This window comes from Serratia sp. AKBS12 (genome assembly GCF_024793895.1).
Classification (GTDB): Bacteria; Pseudomonadota; Gammaproteobacteria; order Enterobacterales; family Enterobacteriaceae; genus Serratia_F.
The window spans coordinates 345,511-364,242 of the sequence record NZ_JANUSB010000015.1 but is presented as its reverse complement, the minus strand read 5'-3'; the positions used below and the strand labels follow the sequence as shown (position 1 = coordinate 364,242).

21 protein-coding genes are annotated in these 18,732 nt (G+C 54.9%); 7 read left to right on the top strand and 14 right to left on the bottom strand.

Annotated features, from left to right (window positions below; all coding sequences use genetic code 11):
- Nucleotides 1–122 precede the first annotated feature (122 nt).
- The 3 genes from NYE85_RS11640 (at nt 123) to rpe (ending at nt 2,927) form a co-directional block, all read left to right on the top strand.
- The gene (locus NYE85_RS11640) at nt 123–1,715 is read left to right on the top strand and encodes a PTS transporter subunit EIIC (protein WP_259004912.1); all 1,593 of its coding nucleotides are present in this window, start codon (nt 123–125) and stop codon (nt 1,713–1,715) included.
- Nucleotides 1,716–1,794: 79 nt separating this feature from the next.
- Entirely contained in the window at nt 1,795–2,238 is a 444-nt protein-coding gene (rpiB, locus tag NYE85_RS11635) for a ribose 5-phosphate isomerase B (protein ID WP_259004910.1), read from the top strand.
- Nucleotides 2,235–2,927: a ribulose-phosphate 3-epimerase gene (rpe, locus tag NYE85_RS11630; RefSeq protein WP_259004909.1), complete on the top strand. Its 693-nt coding sequence runs from the start codon at nt 2,235–2,237 to the stop codon at nt 2,925–2,927. The genes rpiB and rpe overlap by 4 nt, the downstream gene beginning before the upstream one ends.
- A gap of 60 nt (nt 2,928–2,987) precedes the next feature.
- Here rpe and NYE85_RS11625 read toward each other — a convergent pair whose 3' ends face one another.
- The 5 genes from NYE85_RS11625 to NYE85_RS11605 all read right to left on the bottom strand — a co-directional run bounded on the left by NYE85_RS11625 (nt 2,988) and on the right by NYE85_RS11605 (nt 7,006).
- On the bottom strand, nt 2,988–3,941 hold the full coding sequence (locus NYE85_RS11625) for a transketolase family protein (RefSeq protein ID WP_259004908.1): 954 nt from the start codon (nt 3,939–3,941) through the stop codon (nt 2,988–2,990).
- A complete protein-coding gene (locus tag NYE85_RS11620) occupies nt 3,934–4,773 on the bottom strand; it encodes a transketolase (protein WP_259004907.1) in 840 nt (279 codons plus the stop codon). The genes NYE85_RS11625 and NYE85_RS11620 overlap by 8 nt, the downstream gene beginning before the upstream one ends.
- 14 nt (nt 4,774–4,787) lie before the next feature.
- Nucleotides 4,788–6,170, bottom strand: a complete 1,383-nt coding sequence (locus NYE85_RS11615; protein WP_259004906.1) for a PTS ascorbate transporter subunit IIC — start codon at nt 6,168–6,170, stop codon at nt 4,788–4,790.
- Between the two features lie 23 nt (nt 6,171–6,193).
- The gene (locus tag NYE85_RS11610; protein WP_259004905.1) at nt 6,194–6,475 is read right to left on the bottom strand and encodes a PTS sugar transporter subunit IIB; all 282 of its coding nucleotides are present in this window, start codon (nt 6,473–6,475) and stop codon (nt 6,194–6,196) included.
- A gap of 87 nt (nt 6,476–6,562) precedes the next feature.
- Complete coding sequence (locus NYE85_RS11605; RefSeq protein ID WP_259004903.1) at nt 6,563–7,006, bottom strand: PTS sugar transporter subunit IIA; 444 nt, start codon at nt 7,004–7,006, stop codon at nt 6,563–6,565.
- Between the two features lie 318 nt (nt 7,007–7,324).
- Between NYE85_RS11605 and NYE85_RS11600 the strand changes: the two genes are divergently transcribed.
- Entirely contained in the window at nt 7,325–8,344 is a 1,020-nt protein-coding gene (locus NYE85_RS11600; protein WP_259004902.1) for a LacI family DNA-binding transcriptional regulator, read from the top strand.
- A 105-nt stretch (nt 8,345–8,449) separates the two neighbouring features.
- On the opposite strand, the gene NYE85_RS11595 is transcribed toward NYE85_RS11600, so the two are convergent.
- From NYE85_RS11595 to yfcE, 3 genes are all read right to left on the bottom strand, one after another.
- A complete protein-coding gene (locus NYE85_RS11595) occupies nt 8,450–9,400 on the bottom strand; it encodes an omptin family outer membrane protease (RefSeq protein WP_259004901.1) in 951 nt (316 codons plus the stop codon).
- 219 nt (nt 9,401–9,619) lie between these two features.
- Nucleotides 9,620–10,195 (bottom strand): NUDIX hydrolase YfcD, encoded by a 576-nt coding sequence (gene yfcD, locus NYE85_RS11590; RefSeq protein ID WP_259004900.1) that lies wholly within the window; start codon nt 10,193–10,195, stop codon nt 9,620–9,622.
- An 88-nt stretch (nt 10,196–10,283) separates the two neighbouring features.
- Nucleotides 10,284–10,835, bottom strand: coding sequence for a phosphodiesterase (gene yfcE / locus NYE85_RS11585; RefSeq protein ID WP_259004899.1), 552 nt, complete (start codon nt 10,833–10,835; stop codon nt 10,284–10,286).
- Between the two features lie 253 nt (nt 10,836–11,088).
- Between yfcE and yfcG the strand changes: the two genes are divergently transcribed.
- The 3 genes from yfcG to NYE85_RS11570 all read left to right on the top strand — a co-directional run bounded on the left by yfcG (nt 11,089) and on the right by NYE85_RS11570 (nt 13,137).
- The gene (gene yfcG, locus NYE85_RS11580; RefSeq protein WP_259004898.1) at nt 11,089–11,718 is read left to right on the top strand and encodes a GSH-dependent disulfide bond oxidoreductase; all 630 of its coding nucleotides are present in this window, start codon (nt 11,089–11,091) and stop codon (nt 11,716–11,718) included.
- A 115-nt stretch (nt 11,719–11,833) separates the two neighbouring features.
- On the top strand, nt 11,834–12,205 hold the full coding sequence (gene folX / locus NYE85_RS11575) for a dihydroneopterin triphosphate 2'-epimerase (protein WP_004960468.1): 372 nt from the start codon (nt 11,834–11,836) through the stop codon (nt 12,203–12,205).
- Nucleotides 12,206–12,228: 23 nt separating this feature from the next.
- Nucleotides 12,229–13,137 carry a TIGR01777 family oxidoreductase gene (locus NYE85_RS11570; protein ID WP_259004897.1) on the top strand — a complete coding sequence of 303 codons (909 nt, stop codon included), beginning with the start codon at nt 12,229–12,231 and terminating at the stop codon, nt 13,135–13,137.
- Nucleotides 13,138–13,175: 38 nt separating this feature from the next.
- Here the strand turns inward: NYE85_RS11570 and hisP are convergent, their stop codons facing one another.
- The 6 genes from hisP to purF all read right to left on the bottom strand — a co-directional run bounded on the left by hisP (nt 13,176) and on the right by purF (nt 18,726).
- On the bottom strand, nt 13,176–13,949 hold the full coding sequence (gene hisP / locus NYE85_RS11565; protein WP_259004895.1) for a histidine ABC transporter ATP-binding protein HisP: 774 nt from the start codon (nt 13,947–13,949) through the stop codon (nt 13,176–13,178).
- A 17-nt stretch (nt 13,950–13,966) separates the two neighbouring features.
- Nucleotides 13,967–14,674 (bottom strand): ABC transporter permease, encoded by a 708-nt coding sequence (locus NYE85_RS11560; protein ID WP_259004894.1) that lies wholly within the window; start codon nt 14,672–14,674, stop codon nt 13,967–13,969.
- A complete protein-coding gene (locus NYE85_RS11555) occupies nt 14,671–15,357 on the bottom strand; it encodes a histidine ABC transporter permease HisQ (RefSeq protein ID WP_259004893.1) in 687 nt (228 codons plus the stop codon). The genes NYE85_RS11560 and NYE85_RS11555 overlap by 4 nt, the downstream gene beginning before the upstream one ends.
- Before the next feature lie 71 nt (nt 15,358–15,428).
- Nucleotides 15,429–16,211 carry a lysine/arginine/ornithine ABC transporter substrate-binding protein ArgT gene (gene argT, locus NYE85_RS11550; protein ID WP_259004891.1) on the bottom strand — a complete coding sequence of 261 codons (783 nt, stop codon included), beginning with the start codon at nt 16,209–16,211 and terminating at the stop codon, nt 15,429–15,431.
- Nucleotides 16,212–16,511: 300 nt separating this feature from the next.
- Entirely contained in the window at nt 16,512–17,084 is a 573-nt protein-coding gene (locus NYE85_RS11545; RefSeq protein ID WP_259004890.1) for a UbiX family flavin prenyltransferase, read from the bottom strand.
- A gap of 124 nt (nt 17,085–17,208) precedes the next feature.
- Nucleotides 17,209–18,726 (bottom strand): amidophosphoribosyltransferase, encoded by a 1,518-nt coding sequence (purF, locus tag NYE85_RS11540; protein WP_198773473.1) that lies wholly within the window; start codon nt 18,724–18,726, stop codon nt 17,209–17,211.
- Nucleotides 18,727–18,732 lie beyond the last annotated feature (6 nt).

The following is an 18,732-nucleotide window of genomic DNA, read 5'->3' as shown; positions in this document are numbered from 1 at the left end:
AGCGCAACTTCACTGAGATACTAAATATCGTGAAGTAAAAGAAAAACCCGGTGCCCAAAAAAACCCATGCATAAGCCGGTAAAAAACCACTGTGCAATACCCTTTTTGATTGAGGAAACGCTATGAAATCATCATTCTTCAGTATTCTTCAGCGTATTGGGCACGCTTTTATGTTGCCCATCGCCCTGCTTCCGGTTGCCGGGTTGTTATTGGGCATTGGCGCATCCTTCACCAATGCGACCACCATCGATTCTTACGGCCTGCAGCCCTTGCTGGGTGACGGCACAATACTTCACGCATTGCTAACAGTAATGAAAAGTGCCGGCAGCGTGGTGTTTTCCAATTTACCCATCCTGTTCGCTGTCGGCGTGGCCATGGGTATGGCCAACAAAGAGAAACAGGTCGCGGCCATCGCCGGTGCCGTTGGTTTTTTCGCCATGCATGCCACTATCAGTGCGATGTTAGAACTTAACGGACTGTTGGCTCCTGATGCGTTACCTGAGGGTTCATTGGGGATGAGCGTCGGGATCAATTCATTACAAATGGGGGTATTCGGCGGGGTCCTGGTTGGCCTTGGCGTTGCTGCATTACACAACCGCTTTTACAGGATTGAGCTACCCACCACCTTTTCGTTCTTCGGCGGTACTCGCTTTGTGCCTATCATTACCGCGTTGAGCTATATGTTTATCGGTATTCTGATGTTCTATATCTGGCCAAGTCTGCAAGAGGGGATCATGCACCTCGGGGCACTGGTTAATCGGACAGGGTACGCCGGCACCTTTATCTACGGGTTTATCGAACGCGCGCTCATTCCCTTTGGTTTGCATCATGTGTTCTATATCCCCTTCTGGCAAACCGCGCTGGGCGGAAGCGAGATCATCGATGGTATCTCGGTCTCCGGTGCGCAAAATATCTTCTTTGCCGAGCTGGCCAGCCCGAATACTCAGCAATTTTCGGTGGAAGCCACCCGCTTCATGGCCGGCAAGTTTCCTTTCTACCTGTTCGGCATCCCGGGAGCCGCGCTGGCAATCTACCACTGTGCCAGGCCCGAACAACGTAAACTGGTTCTTGGCTTGTTGCTATCCGCCACCCTGACAGCCGTACTGACCGGGATCACCGAACCTATCGAGTTTTCATTCCTGTTCGCCGCGCCGGTGCTGTACGTACTGCACTGTGTTTTAGCCGGGCTTTCTTTCATGCTTTGCCATCTGTTTGATGTCGGCGTGGGGCAAACCTTCTCTGGCAGCCTGATTGACTTCATTCTGTTTGGCGTGTTGCAGGGCAACCCTAAAACCCATTGGATAAATGCCATCCTGATCGGCATTCCGCTGTTTCCCGTTTATTACTTCAGCTTCCGCTTCCTGATCCTCCGCTTCAACTTTAAAACCCCGGGGCGTGAAGATGAAGGGCAGGAAACCAAACTGTATACCCGTCAGGACGTTAATGCCGCCAAGGCCCAAGCGCAGAAAGGCGATCAGGTATCCAATCTGATTGTCGCGGGGCTCGGAGGCAGCAGCAATATCAGCCATGTCGATTGCTGCGCCACTCGTCTGCGTATCACTGTCATAAACGAGAATTTGGTAGATGACGAGATGCTGAAAAGTTCTGGCGCACGCGGAGTCATCCGCAGGGGCACTGGAATACAGGTGATTTATGGCCCGCATGTCACCTTGATTAAATCCAATCTGGATGACTGTCTGCACAACGCGGTGTGACGTGGTATTGGCCATAAAGCATGATTAATCGTGAATCTGTCGCTGCCCGCCGAGGAGTAGCGATCGCCGAGGATAATAAATGAAGATTGCCGTTGGTTGTGACCATGTAGGGATCATTTTAAAACCCACCATTATCGAACACCTGACCGCAATGGGGATCGTCATCATCGATAAAGGCGCCTATACGCAACAGCGTACCGACTATCCCTGCTATGCAAAAGCCGTTGCCGACGCCGTAGTTTCGCACCAAGCCGATCTGGGTATCCTCATCTGCGGTTCGGGTATTGGTGTCTCTATTGCCGCCAACAAGGTCAACGGTATACGCGCCGTGGTATGCAGCGAACCCTATTCGGCCAGGCTTTCCCGCCAACATAATAATACCAACGTGCTGGCATTTGGCTCACGCGTGGTCGGCACCGAGCTGGCGAAAATGATCGTGACTGAATGGCTGAATGCCCGGTTTGAAGGCGACCGTCATCAAGCTCGGGTAGAAATGATTGCAGCTTTGGAGACGAGACCATGAATACGCAATTTTGCCCTTCATTGATGTGTGTGGATTTTTCTCGCTTGGCGCAAGAGCTCACCGAATTGGAATCTGCCGGGGCAGCAATGTTTCACATCGATATCATGGACGGTCATTTTGTCCCGAACCTGGCGCTGGGCCCCGAGGATATCAAAGCCGTTGCCAAGCTGGCGACCATTCCCTACGACGCACATTTAATGGTGAGCAATCCGGATGCCTACATCGACAAATTTGCCGATTTGGGATGCAGAATCATTTACGTGCATGCCGAAGCGCCAACCCACCTGCACCGTACCCTGACCCATATCCGCCAACGCGGCGTTCAAGCCGGCGTTGCCATCAATCCGGGTACGCCACTCGGTTGCCTGACAGAAGTACTGGACGTGGTCGATGTGGTGCTGGTGATGTCCGTAAATCCCGGCTTTGCCGGGCAGCCCTTTATCGCCAATGCCATCGGCAAAACACGCCGGTTGCGTAAAATGCTGGCTGAGCATAGCAGTAAAGCAAAAATTGCCATCGACGGCGCTGTTTCACCGGAGATCGTCAAGACGCTGGCAATGGAGGCTGACATGTTTGTATTGGGTACCGCGGGCCTGTTTCGCAATAACATGAGCTATGTACAAGCCATGCAGATATTACGAGAGCAGTTGCTTGAGGCGCAGGCCGAAACCGGGCACTGTGCGGTCTGAGATTATCATGAGAGTAAGGCACAGGGGGGAATTTAGCCCCCCTGTGCAGGTGAGGTTGATCTAAAGCAGCGTTTTTGCCGCTTCCAGAATATGCTCCGCCGTCAGGCCATACTCCTGTTGCAGAAACTCCTGCGTTCCCACCTGGCCATAACGTTGCTTCACCCCGACGCGGCGCATCGGCACCGGGCACGCCTCTACCAGCACCTCCGCCACCGCCGATCCCAGGCCGTTATGAATGCTGTGATTTTCGCAGGTGACGATACGCCCGGTTTTCGCAGCATAGGTTTTAATAATATCGCGGTCTATCGGCTTGAGAGTAAACATGTCGATGACCGCTGCATCAATTCCTTCCCGCTCCAGCATCTGCGCCGCCTTCAACGCTTCCGCCACCATGATGCCGTTGGCGATCAGCGTAATGTCAGCCCCGTCACGCAGCAAATTGGCCTTGCCAATGGTAAAGCGCGTCCCCTGCTGATAGATCTTGGTCGCCTGTTTGCGGATGGTGCGCACCCAGTAGAACCCCTGCAAATCCATCAGTTGCTGCAAGATATCGGCAAACATTGCCGCGTCGGTCACCTCCAGCACCACCGAATGCGCCAGACCGCGCACAATCCCCATATCTTCGAACGACATATGGGTACCACCGTTATGACAAGCGGTCACCCCGGCATCCGACGCGATGACCTTGACGTTGTTGCGCTGATAGTCCAGTGACATAAAGAGCTGATCAAAACAGCGCCGGCTGGCAAAGGCGGTGAAGGTATGTACGAACGGAATACGCCCGGTCAGCGACAGCCCGGCTGAAACGCCAATCACATTGGCCTCCATGATGCCGCAGTTGATCACATGCTGCGGATAATCCTTATGCACCGAGTCCATCGCCATCGAACTCATCAGATCCGCTTCCAGCGCGATAATCGGCCGTTCGGCCTCGATCTGACGGCGTACCATACCGGCGTAGACCTTGCGCATTTCTACGTCGTCTTTTTCCAACTGTGTTGTCAGGTTAATCATCAGTAGCCTCCATATCGGCGATGACCTGTTCGATTTCCCGCTGAACGTCCGGCGTCAAACGCAGATGGTGAGAATTCGCCAACTGCTCAAGATAGGCCACGCCCTGCCCTTTGATACTGTCAAGGATCACCACCAGTGGCCTTTGCTCCCCGCTGCGCACCGGAGCTACCGCAGCGCAAATGGCGTCGATGTCATCGCCTTTGACGGTTACCACCTCGAAGCCGAAGGCGCGGAATTTTCCGGCCAGATCGAACGGCCTGATCACCTCGTCCAGCAAGCCGTCCAACTGCTGTTTGTTGTAATCGATAAACAGCGTCAGGTTGTTGAGATTATGGTGAGCGATAAACTGGAATGCCTCCCAGCATTGGCCTTCGTTCAGTTCACCATCACCCAAAATGCTGAACACCCGATTGCGTCGCCCGGCCAGCTTGTGCGACAGCGCCATACCGGCGGCAATCGAAACGCCCTGCCCGAGCGAACCGGTGGTGGCGTCGACTCCGCGGGTACGCAACCTGTCCGGGTGACTGGGCAATCGGGTACCGTTCTGATTGAGCGTGGCCAGCTCCGCCAGCGGGAAATAGCCCTTGATCGCCAGCGTGCTGTATAGCGCCGGGCCGGCGTGGCCCTTCGACAGCACGAAGTAATCACGTTCCGGCCAGTCCGGATCGGCCGGGTCGATACGCATCACATCGCCATACAGCACCGCCAGCGTTTCCACCACTGACATGCAACCACCATAATGGCCAAAACCCAGCCCGGTTAACGCCTTCAGCGTTTCCAGACGTATGTTATGCGCCAGCCGGCGTATTTCTCCGCTATCTGAAGTTGTCATTACATGGTCCTCGCTTATTTATCAACGTGGTTACCGGCAGCAGCGCTACCTTTGCGTTTACCCAGGAAGTTATGCGCGACCAGCAGCGCAAAGATGGCAATCACCACCACCATAATCATTTCTTTATTGAGGAAGCGCGCCATATTGCCCAGCACAATGCCCAGCACGCCGAAGTCGGCATCCGAGAAGGTGGTATTGGCAAAGCCCAGCGCGCCCAGCACCGGCAGCAGCATCATTGGCAGGAAGGTGATAAGCAGGCCATTGGCGAATGCGCCGAGCATGGCACCGCGTCGCCCGCCGGTAGCATTGCCGAACACCCCGGCGGTGGCACCGGTGAAGAAGTGTGGCACCACGCCCGGCAGGATCAGCACCAGCTTCATCTGACCAAGCAGGAACAGGCCTACCAGCCCGCCAAGAAAACTGAACAGGAAACCAATCAGCACCGCGTTGGGGGCGTACGGATACACCACCGGACAGTCCAGTGCCGGTCGTGCGTTCGGCACCAGTTTTTCCGAAAAGCCGGTAAACGCCGGCACGATTTCCGCCAGAATCAGCCTCACCCCTTGCAGAATGATGAACACCCCGGCAGCAAAGGTAATCGCTTGAATAATTGAATACACCAGGTAGTTCTGACCGCCGCTGAGCTCGCCTTCCACATACGCCTGGCCTGCGCTGATCGCCATGATCAGATAGATGATAATCATGGTCATCGAAATGGAAATCGAGCTATCGCGCAGGAAACTGAGATTCTTCGGCAGATTCATTTCCTCGGTGGAACGCGAGTTTTTACCGACATGCGTGCCAATCCAGCCGGAAAGCACATAGCCCAGCGTGCCGAAATGACCAAAGGCAATATCATCGTTACCGGTAATGCGCCGCATATAACGCTGGGCGATAGCCGGGAAAAACGCCATCACCAGGCCTAGCGTCAGCGCGCCGGTAAATACCAGTGGCACCCCGTCAAAACCGGCAACAGACAGAATAATGCCGATCATGCAGGCCATATAAAACGTATGGTGGCCGGTGAGGAAGATATATTTCAAGCGCGTGAAGCGTGCCACGATAATATTAGCCACCATGCCGAACGCCATGATCAGCGCAGTGGAGGCGCCGTATTTTTCCAGCGCGATAGACACGATTGCTTCGTTATTGGGTATTATCCCCTGAATATTAAAGGCATGTTCAAATATTCCTCCCAATGGATTAAGCGAACTGACCAGCACCGTCGCCCCGCCGCCGAGCACGATAAACCCGAGAATGGTTTTAACCGTACCTTTTACCACATCGGAAAAAGATTTCTTTTGCGCCAACAGACCAATCAATGCGATTAAACCCACCAATACCGATGGCACTTTTAATATATCGACCACAAATTTAAGCGTTTCCTGGATAAACATATCCACCTCGCCAATAGTTTTGCTTAGATAATGGAATGCGCTTCGAAATAAGCGCGCAGTTTTGTTTCCAGTTCATTGATATCGATAATATTGCTAATCACCACCAGCCGATCTGCCGGCACGCTGGCGCTATCGGCGATATCCTTCGCCATGACAAAGATATCCGCGGCGCCTGGTGTGGCAGAAGAAAGATCTGAATGTTCCACCTCAGCCTCTATCACCATTTTCTTCAGCACTTTTTTAATATTCATTTCTACCATAAAACTGCTGCCAAGGCCGGAACCGCAAATCGCCATAATTTTCATTATTGTCACCTGTCAAATTTTATGCGTAAGGTTAGGTCGCCAGTATTGCAGCTGGCGTGATGGGTTGAGCTTAAACAACGTCAGTGGTTAAAATCGGGCAATAACATCCTCTATCTGTTGACGGTTGGTGGCATTGAATAATTCATTCATTGCCTGACTGTCTGAAAATAATTCCGCCAATTGCGAGATTAATTCTATATGGCTATTGCCGTCCGGCGCTGACAGCATCACCACAATAAATACCGGATCGTTGTCTGCGGAATGAAAATGCACGCCCTGATGCACTTTTAGCAGCGACAACCCCAAAGCCTGCGCCCCCTCTTCCGGTCTGGCATGCGGCATGGCGATACCGGGCGCTAACACGAAATACGGGCCAAGCGCCTGGTACTGGCTGAAAATCGCCGTCAGATAATCGGCGGTGATAATGCCACGCTGCAACAACGGCTGGGCGCTCAGCGTTACCGCCTGCTGCCAGTCATCCAGTCGTTGGCAAAGTTGAATATGGTCGGCTGTTAGCCAGTCTTTAAGCACGTTTCCCCCTTGGCCTGATTACGAACGATCTTTTGCCGAGGCAAACCACTGCGGCAACGGCATAAACTTTAATCAACGCCCCGCACTCTCACTGTGAGATCCTTCACAAAGATAGCGCTACCAAAATGCGATCATTCAGAACTGTGATAGCGCTATCAAAAAGATTGCCGCTGTCCGGCATGCGCTACAGATTTATTCTCGCCACTAACGGTAACGGGTTAGAATGTATTGCATACTGGGATCGTTGAAGCCGCCAATGCGGTTTCGCACTGCCTCTTCACTTTATGCGCACGACGCGCATTTCAGTCAGGATTAACAATGTCGATCGGTAAGAAACGACGCAGCACCGGAAGGGTCACGCTGGCCGACGTGGCGCAGTTGGCGGGCGTGGGTACCATGACGGTTTCACGCGCATTGCGCACCCCGGAACAGGTTTCAGACAAGCTAAGAGAGAAAATCGAAGCGGCGGTCAGCGAGCTGGGCTATTTGCCCAACCTGGCCGCCAGCTCCCTGGCTTCGGCCTCGTCCTATACCATTGCCATGGTAGTGCCGAGCTTTTCCGAATCCGGCTGCGCCGATATGTTTGCCGGGCTGCAACGGGTGCTACAGCCGGCAGGCTACCAGATCATGCTGGCCGAATCTCAGCATCACCTGGAGCGGGAAGAGCAACTGCTGGAGACGCTGCTGTCTTATAATCTGGCGGCGGCGGTACTGCTCAGCGTCGAACATTCGCAAAATACCCGCCAGGCGCTGCTGGCCGCCAAGATCCCGGTGGTGGAAATTGGTGCGATGCGCGCCGATCCTATCGATATGAACATCGGCATAGACTATGTGGCGGCGATGTATCAACTGACGCAAACGGTGATTGCCAGCGGCTACCAGAACATCGGCCTGCTGTGTGCCAACCAGGAGCAGTGGATTTTTCAACAACACCTGCAAGGCTGGCACAAGGCGTTGCTGCGCAATCACATGTCGCCACACCGGGTGATTAACGCCGCACAGACGGCAAGTTTTACCACCGGCGCCCAACAGTTACCGGAGTTTCTGCTGGCCTGGCCAGAGCTGGACGCGCTGGTGTGCGCATCGGATGAGCTGGCCTGCGGTGCACTGTATGAGTGCCAACGCCGGCGCATCAAGGTGCCCGAGCAGTTGGCGGTGGTCGGTTTCGGCAACGGCGACGTCAGCCAGGTCTGCCAGCCGCCGTTGACCACCATGACGGTGCCACATAAGGAAATCGGCATTCAGGCCGGCAAGGCGCTGCTGGCGCGCTTGAACAACCAGCCATGGCAGCCGGAAGGTTCACTGCCGTCTACCCTGTGCCGCCGCGGCAGCTGTTAACCATGGCAGCCGCCGGCGGCTCAGACAGGCAATAACGCAGACGACGCACCTCACCGTTGAAGCGCGTCGACGAGGCCTTGGCATCAATACTGCCGGCTGATTTGGTCAGAAGGTATAGCGAACCCCCGCTGACAGGGTATAGTCATAGGAAGATAGCCCGCCGCCACCGGGCGTATAAAAACTTTCCTGAGCGCCATTCTTATCCCGTTCAGTCGTGCCGGACGTGTTTGTCCTGTGGTTCTTGTATTTATTCCACGCGGCTTCGGCAACCACCTGGAACGAAGGCGAAATATTATACGCCACCTCCTGGCTGACCGAATACATTTCAGCCGAGCTGGCCTTATCCGTGGTGATAAAGCCCGGGCGTAGATAATGATTGTCGTATCCTTCCGCTTTTACCCAGCTGCTATATTTAAACTCGGTTTTAAAAGCGAACTTATCGAGATAAAAATGCGCTATCGCACCAATATAAGGAGTTTTATAAGTCTGCTTATAACCTATCACGCTGCCATTAAACTTCTCGTTATTCGTTGGATCGTCAAAATCCTCGAAATAGCCACCAGAGGCAGTCCAGCTAAATCTGGACTCCTTATACCCGGCCAGCACTCCCAACCGGGCCCATTCATTCTGATATAGCCAGCCGGTTAAACCAACGTCAAACATATTGGCGTGATTGAGAGTGGTCGAAGAGTGTGATATTGAATTCAACGAATCATTTTCCGGATCGGGATCCGGATCGCGCCAGTCCTGATCGGACTGTGAGCCACTGCCGCTGGCCAAGGTTGACCAGCCGCTAAAATTAATATCCAGCCAGGTCAAGATCGGGTAACTGGCATTGGCTTTAATAATCGCCGCGTTACTGGTTTTCCAGGTGAGTTCGCTTAATTTATTGTCGCCGTTATAAACATATTCTTTTGCTTCACCACCGAGATAGCCTAATGATAAAGCTAACCCCCCTTGCTTTTCTGTATTACTTTGCGTTGCTGAGTTTGCCGGCTGAATCCCCAAAATGGCCACCAGGCAGGTTAATAGCGAATAGGCATTTTTTTTATTCACAGCAGTTTCTCCATTGCATTGTCCGACCCCAAAGAAAGATCCTGTACTAGCGTAGTAGAAAAGCTGGACTGGCAAGCGCTTCAACCGTATTGCCCCCCCTCGCAACCTTTATTTTCAGATTAATGCCAGGCAACGCGCCGATAAAAAAATGCCGCTCGGCGTTAACCGAACGGCATGATGTCTATTGACCGGCGCTAGCGGCAATCGCAGCGCGCCGCATCAGGCGTTGTCTGCATCGCCTTCTGGCTTGCCTTCCCTTGCCAACGGCTTGCCATAGTCCTGCTCATTATTGCGCGTCAGCCACAGCGACAGCGCTTTCAGCGAATCAGGGGTGAACTCATCGCAGCGGGCGGTGATTTCCTCTGGCGTCAGCCAGTTCACTTCCACCACCTCTTCTTCCTGCAAGGCAAACGGGCCGTGCGATACGCAGCTGAACAACGCGCCCCATACGCGACACTGTTCCTCTTCGAAGTAGAACAGGCCATGCTCAGCAAAGGGTACGCCAGCGATGCCAAGCTCTTCTTCCGCTTCGCGTCGCGCCGAATCCAGCACGTTTTCACCGCTCTGCACCACGCCACCGGCGGTAGCGTCCAGCCAGCCCGGATAAAAATCCTTGGTATCGGTACGACGCTGAACCAGGATTTTTCCCATCCCGTCATGCACCACAATATAGGTCGCACGATGACGCAGCCGTTCTGCACGCATCTGTTGACGACTGGATTGAGCAATCACTTCGTTTTGCTCGTTGACGATATCAACCCACTCGGTAACTGTAGCCTGATCCTGTTCCGCCATCCTCTAAAACCTTCTATTTTGGCGCGAGGGTCGTCGCGCGCTGGTTGATCAATGAGTTTTGTTCAATGATTCTTATTGTGGGTACAAATTAGTGTGTTAATGCCACCTCTGCAATAGTCTTACCGCCTTGCAACGCGATTACTCGCAAAATGCCGTCTTGCAGCAGCCCGTAACTTGCCGGGTAGCCCCCCTTGGGCATGCTGACCGAACCCGGATTAAAGCAGTAGATATCGCCTTGCCGTTGCGCCTGCGGCAGATGCGTGTGGCCATAGGCCAAAACGTCACCGGCCGATAACGGCGGCGGTGCCGAGGGATGATAAAGGTGACCGTGGGTCAAAAACAATCGTCTTTTTTGCCAGATCGCCTGTTGCCATGGTGCATCGATCGGAAATGAGAGCAGCATCTGATCCACTTCGCTGTCGCAATTGCCGCGAACGGCGATGATCCTGTCGGCAAGGCGATTCAATTGTTCGGCAACCTGCGCCGGTTGATAGTTATCCGGCAAGGCGTTGCGCGGCCCGTGATTCAGCAAATCGCCCAACAGAATCAGCCAATCGGCGCCCGACTGCGCAAAACGTTGCACCAGTTGCTCGGTGGCCGATAGCGAACCGTGCAGATCCGCGGCAAACATCAGCTTCATCGCTTTTCTCCCTTAACAACATTACGGTTATTCTATCGCACAATCGCCACGCCACAAGCCGCCAGCCCGATCCCTGGCCGAGGGTACTGACGCGCATCATATTTTACCTTGATAGCATCGGACGAATCCCACATTGCCTGCTATTCTTAGCTGCTATTGTTGGTGTCCCTTTAGCTGGATCGTAATAACCTTGTGCGGCGCAGACCGCCACAACGTGTAATGATTTACAGATCACTTTACCGCAGGAGGCAATATGATTGACCTGTATTACGCGCCTACTCCCAATGGTCACAAAATCACTCTGTTTCTGGAGGAGGTCGGCTTACCCTACCGTATCCATCGCGTAAACATCAGTGCCGGCGAGCAGTTCAAGCCGGAGTTCCTCGCCATCTCGCCCAATAATAAAATTCCGGCCATCGTTGATCGGCAGCCGGTTGACGGCGGTGCGCCCATCTCGCTGTTTGAATCCGGCGAGATCCTGCTGTATCTGGCGGAAAAAACCGGCAAGCTGCTGAGCAAAGGGCTACGCGAGCGCGCCGCCACGTTGCAGTGGCTGTTTTGGCAAGTCGCCGGTTTCGGGCCGATGCTTGGGCAAAACCACCACTTCAATCACTATGCACCGCAGCCGGTGCCGTACGCTATCGAACGCTACCACCTGGAAACCCGACGCCTGTATGGCGTGCTCGACGCCGAACTGCAACAACACCCTTACCTTGGCGGCGACAACTACAGCATCGCCGACATCGCCACTTATCCCTGGGTGGTTTCCCACCCGCGCCAGCGCATCGATCTGGCTGATTATCCGGCGGTACGCAACTGGTTTGAGCGTATCAGCAATCGTCCGGCTACCGAGCGTGCCTACAAACTGGCTGAGCCGGCATAACCCCACCCGCCGGCAGCGCCCAAGGCCTGTCGGCAGCGTTTGTTGTCAGTGCGTTATCATTTCCCTACTTTCCGTGTATTCTGGGCAACATAATCAAAACCCTGGAGAACCTCGGATGTCATTCAATCAACCCGACGCCATTATTCGCATCAAAAACCTGCGGTTACGCACTTTTATCGGCATCAAGGAAGAAGAAATCAACAACCGTCAGGACATTTTGATCAACGTCGCCATTCACTATCCGGCCGATCGGGCACGCAACAGCGAAGACATTGACGATGCGCTCAATTATCGCACCATCACCAAGGCGATTATTCGCCACGTTGAGGATAACCGCTTCGCACTATTGGAAAAATTAACCCAGGATGTGCTCGATATCGTGAAACAACATCCGTGGGTAACCTATGCTGAAGTAGAAATAGATAAACTGCTCGCCCTGCGTTATGCCGATTCGGTGTCCATGACCATGAGCTATCGCCAGAGCTGAGCCTGCCTTCAGGGAGCCAGACCATGCGTATCTTGATCACCGGCGCAACAGGATTGATAGGAAGCAGCCTGACACGGCGGCTGTCGGCCCTTTCTCACCAGATTACCGTACTGACGCGCAACGTTGAACGCGCGCGGGGTCGGCTCGGCGATAACGACATTCGCTATTGGTCAACCTTGCAGGATAAACAGAACCTGGATGATATTGACGCGGTCATCAACCTGGCGGGCGAGCCGATTGCCGACAAGCGCTGGAGCAAAGCACAAAAAGAGCGTTTGTGCCGTAGCCGTTGGGAACTGACCGAAAGGTTGGCCAGCCTGATCAACGCCAGCGCCACTCCGCCGGCGGTGCTGATTTCCGGCTCCGCCGTTGGCTATTACGGCGATCAGGATCAGGCAGTAGTGACCGAGGACGAAGCGCCGCAGGACGAGTTCACCCACCGGCTCTGCCAGCGTTGGGAAACACTGGCGCTGCGCGCGCAAAGCGACGCCACTCGCGTTTGCCTGCTGCGTACCGGCGTGGTGCTGGCCCCCCGCGGTGGTGCGCTGGCCAAAATGCTGCCGCCGTTCAAACTCGGGCTTGGCGGCCCGATCGGCAATGGCCGGCAGTATCTGCCCTGGATCCATCTGGATGACATGGTCAACGGCATTATCTTCCTGCTCGAACACCCCACGCTGCACGGCCCATTCAATATGGTCGCGCCTTATCCGGTGCATAACGAACAGTTTGCCGCGACGCTTGCCAAGGTGCTGGATCGGCCGGCGATTCTACGGGTGCCGGCTTTGGTGATCAAACTCATGATGGGCGAAGCGGCCGTTCTGGTGCTCGGCGGGCAGCGAGCGGTGCCGAAACGGCTGGAAGAAGCAGGATTCAGCTTTCAATACTTTGAACTGGAGCAGGCGCTAGAGGCGGTGATTAACCACCAGACATAAAGCGCGGGCGCCGTCACGCGCCCGCCGGTCGTGTTACCTCATTTCAGCGCACCGGACAGGAACTGCTGCAAGCGCGGGCTTTTCGGACTGCCAAAGACCTCCGCCGGTGGCCCCTGTTCTTCAATCAGCCCCTGATGCAGGAAAATCACGTGGTTGGAAACGTGACGGGCAAACTCCATTTCATGCGTGACCACCACCATGGTGATGCCCTCTTCCGCCAGTTTTTGCATGATGCGCAGCACTTCTCCCACCAGTTCAGGATCGAGCGCCGAGGTCGGCTCATCAAATAACAGCACTTCCGGCTCCATCGCCAGCGCACGGGCGATCGACACGCGTTGCTGTTGTCCACCGGACAGGTGCACCGGGTATTTGCCCCGCGCACGCTCATCGATGCCCACTTTATCCAGATAACGCACCGCGCGGTCACGCGCTTCAGCCTTGCTCAGCCCCAGCACCTGGATCGGTGCCTCCATCACGTTTTCCAACACCGTCATATGGCTCCACAGGTTGAAATGCTGGAATACCATGGTCAGGCGGGTACGCAGCAGTTGCAGCTGCTTTTTGTCGGCTACCTTGAGCTGCCCGTCCTTGTCGCGCACCATGCGGATATTTTCATTGTTCAGGCTGATAGAGCCTTCGCTGGGCTTTTCCAGGAAGTTGATACAGCGCAGAAAGGTACTTTTGCCCGAACCGGAAGATCCGATGATGCTGATCACATCCCCGGCGTTGGCCGCCAGCGAGACCCCTTTCAATACTTCGTGTTCACCATAGCGTTTATGCAGTTCTGTGACGGCTAATTTGTTTTCAGACATGGTTTTAATCCCGTCATTCATCGTTGGGTAACGTGTCCCATCCAGCGCTTTTCCGCTATCCGGAACAGGCTGATCAGCGCATACGAAATGGCCAGATACAGCACTGCGGCAATACCGAAAGCATAAAACGGCTGATAGGTTGCCGCATTGATATCACGAGCGACCTTCAACAAATCCGGTACGGTAGCGGTGAATGCCAGCGCGGTGGAGTGCAGCATCAGGATCACTTCATTGCTGTAGGCCGGTAGCGCGCTTCGCAACGCCGAAGGTAAAATGATGCAGCGATACATTTTAAAGCGTGAAAAGCCGTAGGCGTTGGCCGCTTCGATTTCACCGTGCGGCACCGAACGAATCGCGCCGGCGAAAATTTCGGTGGTGTAGGCACAGGTATTGAGCGTCAGCGCCAAAATGGTGCAATTGAGCCCGCTGCGGAAAAATGCGTTGAGCAACTCGGTACCACGCACGATTTCCAGACTGTACATACCGGAGTAGAACACCAGCAGTTGCACGTACAGGGGCGTACCGCGAAATACATAGGTATACAGCCACACGGGAAAACGTAGCCAGCGCAACGGAGAGACCCGCGCCACCGCCATTGGGACCGCCAGCAAGCCGCCCATCACCACCGAGGCAATCAGCAGCCACAATGTGACCGCGACGCCGCTGAAGCGGTAACCGTCGCTCCACAACAGCGACTGCCAGTACTGTTGTAAAATCTCGCTCATAGCTCGGCCCTCTTGACGCCCAGGGAATAACGCCGTTCAAGCCACAGCAGCACGCCGTTGGAAACGGTGGTGAAAATCAGATATACCACGCCGGCGACAATCGCATAAAAGAACGGTTGATAGGTGCCCTTGCCGGCCAACTGAGTGGCCTTGACCACGTCATTCAGCCCCAGAATCGACACCAGCGCCGTCGCCTTCAGAATCACCTGCCAGTTGTTGCCGATGCCCGGCAAGGCAAAACGCATCATCGCCGGGAACAGAATGCGACGAAAAGTCTGTCCCCCACTGAAGCCAAAGGCGGTCGCCGCTTCAATCTGGCCACGCGGCACCGCCATATAGGCGCCTCGGAAGGTTTCGGTAAAATAGGCGCCGTAAATGAACCCCAGGGTGATAATGCCGGCGCTGAGCGGGTCAATATCAAACTGCGCCACGCCCAGCGCTTCGGTCACGCCGTTGAGGGCAATTTGCAGGCCGTAGAAAATCAGCAGCATCAACACCAGATCGGGCACGCCGCGAATCAGCGTGGTATAGGCGCCAAACATGCTGGCAATAAGGCGGTTATGGGAGAGTTTGCCACCGGCGCCGATCAGGCCAATCACCACCGCCAGCAATACGGAACTGAGCGCCAGCTCCAGCGTAACCAGAGCGCCCTCGAATATCAGTTGGGAATAGCCTTGCAGCATCTACTTCATCCTGTCGTCATTGAGCATTACCTGGGGGCAAGCCCCCAGGATGGATGCGCTGGTGCGCGGGATTAGCCGCCGTAGACGTCAAAATCGAAGTATTTTTTCGCAAATTTGTCGTAAGTACCGTCTTTACGCATCTCGGCGAACGCCTTGTCCAGCGCCGCCTTCAGCTCGGTATCGCTCTTGCGCAGCCCCATGCCGGTACCGATGCCAAAGAACTTGTCATCTTTTACCGCTTCACCGGCAAAGGCGTAATCCTTGCCCGGCGGCTGCTTCAGGAAACCATCGCTGCCCGCCACTTCGTCCTGGAACGCTGCGTCGATACGCCCGGAAGCCAGATCGGCATACACCAGATCCTGGTTCTGGTAAGGCACCACGGTCACCCCTTTCGGCTGCCAGTTGACGTTGGCGTAGGCCTCCTGGGTGGTGCCTTGCAACACGCCCACGCTCTTGCCCTTCAGCGAGTCGACGGTAGGCAGGATTTTCGCTCCTTTCGGCGCAATCAGACGCGCATTGGCAGCAAACAGTTTGTCAGTGAAGGCAATTTCCTGTTGGCGTTTTTCGGTGATCGACAGCGACGAGATGATAGCGTCGATTTTCTTGGCTTTCAGCGAAGGGATCAGCGCATCGAAATCGCTTTCGACGAAGGTGCATTGGGTATTGATGCGTTTGCACAGCTCGGTGGCCAGATCGATGTCAAAGCCCACCAGCTGGCCCTTGGCGTTCTTGGATTCAAACGGTGCATAGGTGGGATCGGTGCCGATCTTGAGTGTAGTCGGAATGGCGGCAAAAGCGCTGCTGGCCGCAGCCAGGGCCATCACTAAAGGAACAACCAAAAACCGCTTTTTCATACATTACCCTCAAATTGATTTTTTTGATGTCACTGCGGACATTATTCCCACCAAATCAATTTGCAGTAATCGTGCCACATTGCTTGCGACAGGCGGAGGGAACGACTCCGCGCTGCACAAAACTGTTTCCCGGGACGATAACCGCAAAATTAAATCGGCCATTCAGGGCCGCGCTACGGGCGGCAACGCTGTGCCAGCGCCATGAAACAGTGTGCGTGGTGTTGAGGGATCATTATGGTGCAGCTAACGCCCTAATACAGTGCGGTGTTGCACAAATGTGCAATTTTGGATGTTAATTTGTTAATTTGCGCCTTGCCAGCGGATGAACAGATCTTGCGGCAGTTCTATATCAAACTGATCGATAACGCGATTTACGGTCTGGTCGACAATATCTTGCACGGTTTGCGGCTGATGATAAAACGCCGGCACCGGCGGCATGATCAGCGCCCCCATTTCCGCCGCCTGGGTCATCAAGCGCAAATGGCCGAGATGCAACGGCGTTTCACGCACGCACAGCACCAGACGGCGACGCTCTTTTAACACCACGTCGGCGGCACGGGCCAGCAAACCGTCACTGTAACTGTTGACAATGCCGGATAACGTTTTGATGGAACAGGGTAAAATGGCCATCCCCAGCGTTTTGAACGAGCCGGAGGAGATGCTGGCGGCAATGTCGCGCGCATCATGCACCACGTCGGCCAGCGCCTGGACTTCTCGCAGGCTGTAGCTGGTTTCCAGCGCCAGGGTCTGCCGCGCCGCGTTGCTCATCACCAAATGGGTTTCCACCTCGGCGACGTCGCGCAAAACCTGCAGCAAACGCACGCCGTAGATAGCGCCGCTGGCACCGGAAATGCCGATGATGAGTCGTTTCATAAGGGAGTCTCTGCCAGAAAATTAGGGGAACAGGCAGACTTTGCCGCAACGGGGGCGGATAAGCAAGTTAACCAGGCGGGAAAGCACCGCAGCAGACGCCGCGGTGCCCTGGTTCAGTACGGGCTTAGCCCTCGTTGTGCATTTCCAGATTTTCGGCTTCGGTCTGGCCACGCATCGCTTTGGCATCGTCGTTGCGCAGCGATTCCAGATATTCCAGATAGCTCTGATCGACGTCTTTGGTGACGTAGACGCCATTGAATACCGAACATTCAAACTGGGCGATATCCGGGTTCTCTTCGCGTACCGCTTCGATCAGATCGTCCAGATTCTGGAAGATCAGGCCGTCGGCACCGATGATCTGGCGGATTTCGTCCACTTCACGGCCGTGGGCAATCAGCTCATTGGCGCTTGGCATATCAATGCCATACACGTTCGGGAAGCGGATTTCCGGCGCAGCGGAAGCCAGATAGACACGTTTGGCGCCGGCGTCACGTGCCATTTCGACGATCTGCTCAGAGGTGGTGCCGCGTACGATAGAATCGTCCACCAGCAGCACGTTCTTGTCGCGGAATTCCGCACGGTTGGCGTTCAGCTTGCGGCGTACCGACTGGCGACGCGCCTGCTGGCCCGGCATGATAAAGGTACGGCCAACGTAGCGGTTCTTGACGAAGCCCTGACGATACGGCTTGTCCAGAATACGGGCGATTTCCAACGCGATGTCGCAGGAGGTTTCCGGGATCGGGATCACCACGTCGATGTCCAGATCCTCCCATTCGCGGGCAATCTTTTCACCCAGTTTCTGCCCCATGCGCACACGGGCGCTATAGACAGAAATCTTGTCCATAAAGGAATCCGGACGGGCAAAATAGACGTATTCGAACAGGCACGGATTGGTTTTCGGGTTTTCTGCGCACTGGCGTGTGAACAGCTGGCCCTTTTCGGTGATGTATACCGCTTCGCCCGGTGCCACGTCGCGCAGGAACTCAAAGCCCAGCGTATCCAGCGCCACGCTCTCGGAGGCCACCATGTATTCGTTACGGCCGTCCTCCAGGGTGCGTTTGCCAATCACCAGCGGACGAATACCGTTAGGATCGCGGAACGCCACCAGACCATGGCCGATAATCATCGCCACGCAGGCATAAGCGCCGCGCAGTTGCTGATGCATCGCCGCCACCGCGGTAAAGATGTTGTCGGATTCCAGCGGATAGTGCGGAAAACGGTCCAGCTCGGCGGCCAGCACGTTGAGCAGGATCTCGGAGTCGGAGGTGGTGTTGATATGACGACGGCCGCTTTCGAACAGCGACTGGCGCAGTTCATGGGCGTTGGTCAGGTTACCGTTATGAGCCAGCGTGATGCCGAACGGTGAGTTGACATAAAAAGGTTGAGCCTCTGAGGCACTGGAGCTGCCAGCCGTCGGGTAGCGAACGTGGCCAATCCCCATGTTGCCCTGCAAGCGCTGCATATGCCGTGCTTCAAATACATCTTTTACCAGGCCGTTTGCCTTACGCAGACGGAACCCGTTATGGGCATCAATGGTGACGATGCCGGCGGCATCCTGTCCACGGTGCTGGAGCACCGTCAACGCATCATAAATCGACTGGTTTACCGGCATAAAACCGGCGATACCGACAATACCGCACATGTTGTC